The organism is Pseudomonas sp., assembly GCF_036387035.1.
Lineage (GTDB): Bacteria > Pseudomonadota > Gammaproteobacteria > Pseudomonadales > Pseudomonadaceae > Aquipseudomonas.
Genome location: NZ_DASVUM010000229.1, coordinates 1 through 4,056, shown reverse-complemented (window position 1 = coordinate 4,056; position 4,056 = coordinate 1). Strand labels below are relative to the sequence as shown.

Here is a 4,056-nt window from a genome sequence, read left to right as displayed (position 1 = left end):
ACCGCCAATCGCGACTTGGGTGCAGGCTGAACGCAGGTCTCGCGCAGTGGGCCGAGCCGCATGGATGCGGCGAGAGCGCCGTCAGGACAGGGATGTCCGTTCGGCGCGGGCCCACGGAGCGAGACCGGAGTGAAGGAACCCGACGAAGTCGGGCCCAACCGGGAGCACAAGCCCTTGGTTACTTGGGGCTTTATCAAGTAACTCGCCGAAGGCGAAACAGTCTGCCGTTAGGCAGACGCCCCTGATTTTGATCCAGGCGAACGCGAAACGGTCTGCCCCCAGGCTGACGATCTTGATCCGGAGATCCATAGATCCATAGATCCATAGATCCATAGATCCGTAGATCCGTAGATCCGTAGATCCGGAGATCTGACGATCTCAACCCCGCTTGCGCTGCCTCAAATACTCCACCACCGCCCCCTGATCCCCGGCAAACTCAACCCGGGCATTCTTGCTGTCCCGCTGAAACGCATACATCGGATCGTAATACTCACTCAACATCCCGCTGATCCAGCCACGGTGCAAATCAACCGCCCCACTGCGCCCCTGCTCAGCCAACGCGCCGTCCATGATCGCCGCCAGACGCTGATAACGCTCCCCGCCCAACCGCCGAACGATACTCGCCAGACTCTGCTTCAACCGCTCCGCATACGCCGCAAAACCCATCTCCACGCCCTGCACCGCCACAAACTCGGCGCACAGATCCGTCACATAATCCTTCAGAATCCGCTCGACCCGACTGTCAAAACTGTCCTCCAGCCAGACCAGAGGCGCCTCCTGCATGGCCCGGAACAACTCAAGCGGCACCGCACGACTGCCGACAATGCGCCCCTCGTCCTCCACCACAAACTGATCATGCTGGCGAGCACGCTTCTTCAAAATATCCACCGCCAGCCGATTCTCAAAATCGATCTGCCCCGGCTGCGGCGTCGCGTGCTTGCCAAAGCTTGAACCGCGATGATTGGCATGCCCTTCAAGGTCCAGCCCGTTGTCGATCTGCTGCAGCACCTCCGTCTTGCCGCTGCCGGTCAGCCCGCCGACAAGCACGAAATCGCACTGCGCCACCGCCTGGTCGGTCACCTCGATCAAGAAACTGCGCATCGCCTTGTAGCCACCGATCACCCGCGGGTATTCGATGCCCGCCTCGCTTTTGAGCCATTGCTGGGTGATCTGCGAGCGCAAACCGCCGCGGAAGCAATACAGCAGCCCTTCGGGATGGCGACGGGCAAACGCTGCCCACGCTTCAAGCCGCGCCTCCTTCAATTCGCCGGACACCAGCCTGTGGCCGAGCTCGATGGCGGCCTGTTGGCCGTCCTCCTTGTAGCGGGTACCGACCTTTTGCCGCTCGACGTCATTCATCAGCGGCAGATTGATCACGCCGGGGAATGCGCCCTTGGTGAATTCGACCGGCGCACGCACGTCCATCATCGGCACGTCGTGCAGGAAAATCTCGCGCAGGTCAGCACGGTTGTCGCCCATCAGAACACCTCGACTGCGAGTGGCTGTCGCTCCACCAATTCGCCGATCGGGGCAAGGCTCAGGCCCAGTTCAACGGCCATGGCCAGGAACGCCGCCTCCTCGGCGGGCTCCACGGCGATCAGCAAACCGCCGCTGGTTTGCGGGTCGCAGAGCAGCAGCTTTTGCGCCTCGGTCAACGGGCCGATGCGCTCGCCGTAGCTGTCGTAGTTGCGGTGGGTGCCGCCGGGAATGCAGTCCTGCTCGATGTAGAAATCGACACTGCCCAGACGCGGCACGGCAGCGGCGTCGAGCCGTGCGGTGACCTGGCTGCCATCAGCCATTTCAACCAAGTGCCCGAGCAAGCCGAACCCGGTGACGTCCGTCATGGCAGTGACGCCGGCCAGCCGGGAGAAACGGCTGCCCGGCTTGTTCAGCGTGCACATCACGTCACGGGCCAGGCCGACGTCTTCGTCGCGCAGCAGGCCTTTTTTCTCGGCCGTGGTGAGAATGCCGATGCCCAGCGGTTTGGTCAGGAACAACGTGCAGCCGACGGTGGCGGTGTCGTTGCGCTTCATGAAGCGCTTTTCAACGAGGCCGGTGACCGCCAGACCGAAAATCGGCTCGGGCGCGTCGATAGAATGCCCGCCAGCCAGAGGGATGCCCGCCGCATCGCACACCGCACGGCCGCCGCGAATGACTTCGCGGGCGATTTCCGGGGCCAGCACATTGACCGGCCAGCCCAGAATCGCGATGGCCATCAACGGATCGCCGCCCATGGCATAGATGTCGCTGATCGCGTTGGTCGCGGCGATGCGACCGAAGTCGAAGGGATCATCAACGATGGGCATGAAAAAATCGGTGGTGGACACGACACCCTTGTCGTCGTCGATGGCATAGACGGCGGCGTCATCGCGCGAGGCATTGCCCACCCACAAGCGCGGGTCAAGGTTCTGCGCGCCGCTGCCGGCGAGGATGGTTTCCAGCACCTTGGGGGAAATCTTGCAGCCGCAGCCAGCGCCGTGGCTGTATTGGGTAAGACGGATCGGGTCGGTCATGGGAAGCCCCTGAGTTTCAAGGCGCAGCAGTCTAACAGAGGCGCCAGTGGGTGGAAGGGTTGCGGGATGGCTGGCTGTGCGGTCTCTAAGACAAACGAGGGTCGCTTAGGATCGAAGCGTCGCGTGACTGCGTTTAACCCTTTGCCATGCGCCGTGCCGTCAGCACTTGCGCCAGCATCAGCGCGCCGACACACAGCAGTGCCTCACGCAAACCCACCAGGTGCGCAGCGAAGCCGATCAACGCAGGCCCCAGCAAAATGCCGCAGTAGCCGATCCCGGTGATCACCGCAATGGCCAGCCCGGCCGGCATCCGGGTCTGCGCGCCGACCACCGAGCAATACACCGGGAAGGTATTGGAAAGCCCCAGCCCGATCAGTGCGAAACCCGTCAGAAACAACGGCCACGGCTGCAGCAAGATGGCCATGGCAAAGCCGACCATCACCAGCAGCCCGCCGCCGATCAGCAGATTCACCGCGCCGAAGCGTTTCCTCAGCCAGTCCCCGGAAAACCGGCCCGCGGCCATGGTCAGCGAAAACACCGCATAGGCGCCGCCTGCGACCGACAGGTCAATGCCGTGCGTCTTGTTGAGAAACAACGCGCTCCAGTCCAGCATCGCGCCCTCCACCAGCAGCGCGATAAAGCACAGGATCCCGACGATCACCACCTTGGTTGTGGGCCTGGCAAAAGGTGCCGCCGGGTCGTCAGCGCCGTGGGGCACCAAGTGTCGGCCATGCCAGAGGAGGATGCCAGCGATCAAGGCCACCACCACGGCGACCGCCACCAACGGCGATGCCCCCACTGAGAGCATCAGGGTCATGAGCAGCGCACTGCTGATGCCGCCCAGGCTGAAGAGTCCGTGAAAACCCGACATCATCGGCCGGCCGTGATCGCGCTCGACCATCAGGCCCTGCACGTTCATCGCCACATCGATGCTGCCCAGCCCGGCGCCGAACACCGCCAGGGCCAGCGCAAGCCCCACCAGTGACGAGACGGTGGCCAGCAACGGCAGCATGCAGCAAATCAGCGCGCCACCGACCAGCGAGACAAAGCGACAGCCCTTGCGCGTGGTGAGCATCCCCGCCAGCGGCATTGCCAGCATCGACCCCAGACCAAAGCACAACAGCAGCAGCCCCAGCTGGGCTTCTTCAAGCCCGGCGCGGTCCCGGGCAAACGGCACCAAGGGCGCCCATGCGCCGAGCGACATGCCGGACAGCAGGAAGGTCAGACGATAGCTCCACAAGTGCACAAAAACGGGGGCGCGAACGGATTGAGCGATGGACACAAGCAACGACCTGAACGGGTCTGCGCGACCGGCAGACAGTGACTGAAAAAGCGCGATCCCTCGCGCCGGTGTTAGGGGTGACAACTGCTCCGATGGTTCACGGCGGCTGACCTTTTCCCGGTTAAAGCCGGCCCTGCTTCCAATGACGACACAACGCAGGCGCTGTAGGAGCCGGCTTGCTGGCGAACGCGGTGGGTCAGCGATAAACCTGTCGACGGGTCCACCTCGGATTCGCCAGCAAGCCGGCTCCTACAGTACCCA

The 4,056-nt window shown here is 63.3% G+C and carries 3 protein-coding genes; all 3 read right to left on the bottom strand.

The window, feature by feature from the left end; all coding sequences use genetic code 11:
• Window positions 1-378 precede the first annotated feature (378 nt).
• Window positions 379-1,479, bottom strand: a complete 1,101-nt coding sequence (mnmH, locus tag VF672_RS20915; protein WP_331106430.1) for a tRNA 2-selenouridine(34) synthase MnmH — start codon at window positions 1,477-1,479, stop codon at window positions 379-381.
• Entirely contained in the window at window positions 1,479-2,513 is a 1,035-nt protein-coding gene (selD, locus tag VF672_RS20910) for a selenide, water dikinase SelD (RefSeq protein WP_331106429.1), read from the bottom strand. Before selD ends, mnmH begins: the two co-directional genes overlap by 1 nt.
• A gap of 133 nt (window positions 2,514-2,646) precedes the next feature.
• Window positions 2,647-3,795: an MFS transporter gene (locus VF672_RS20905; RefSeq protein ID WP_331106428.1), complete on the bottom strand. Its 1,149-nt coding sequence runs from the start codon at window positions 3,793-3,795 to the stop codon at window positions 2,647-2,649.
• Between the last annotated feature and the right edge of the window lie 261 nt (window positions 3,796-4,056).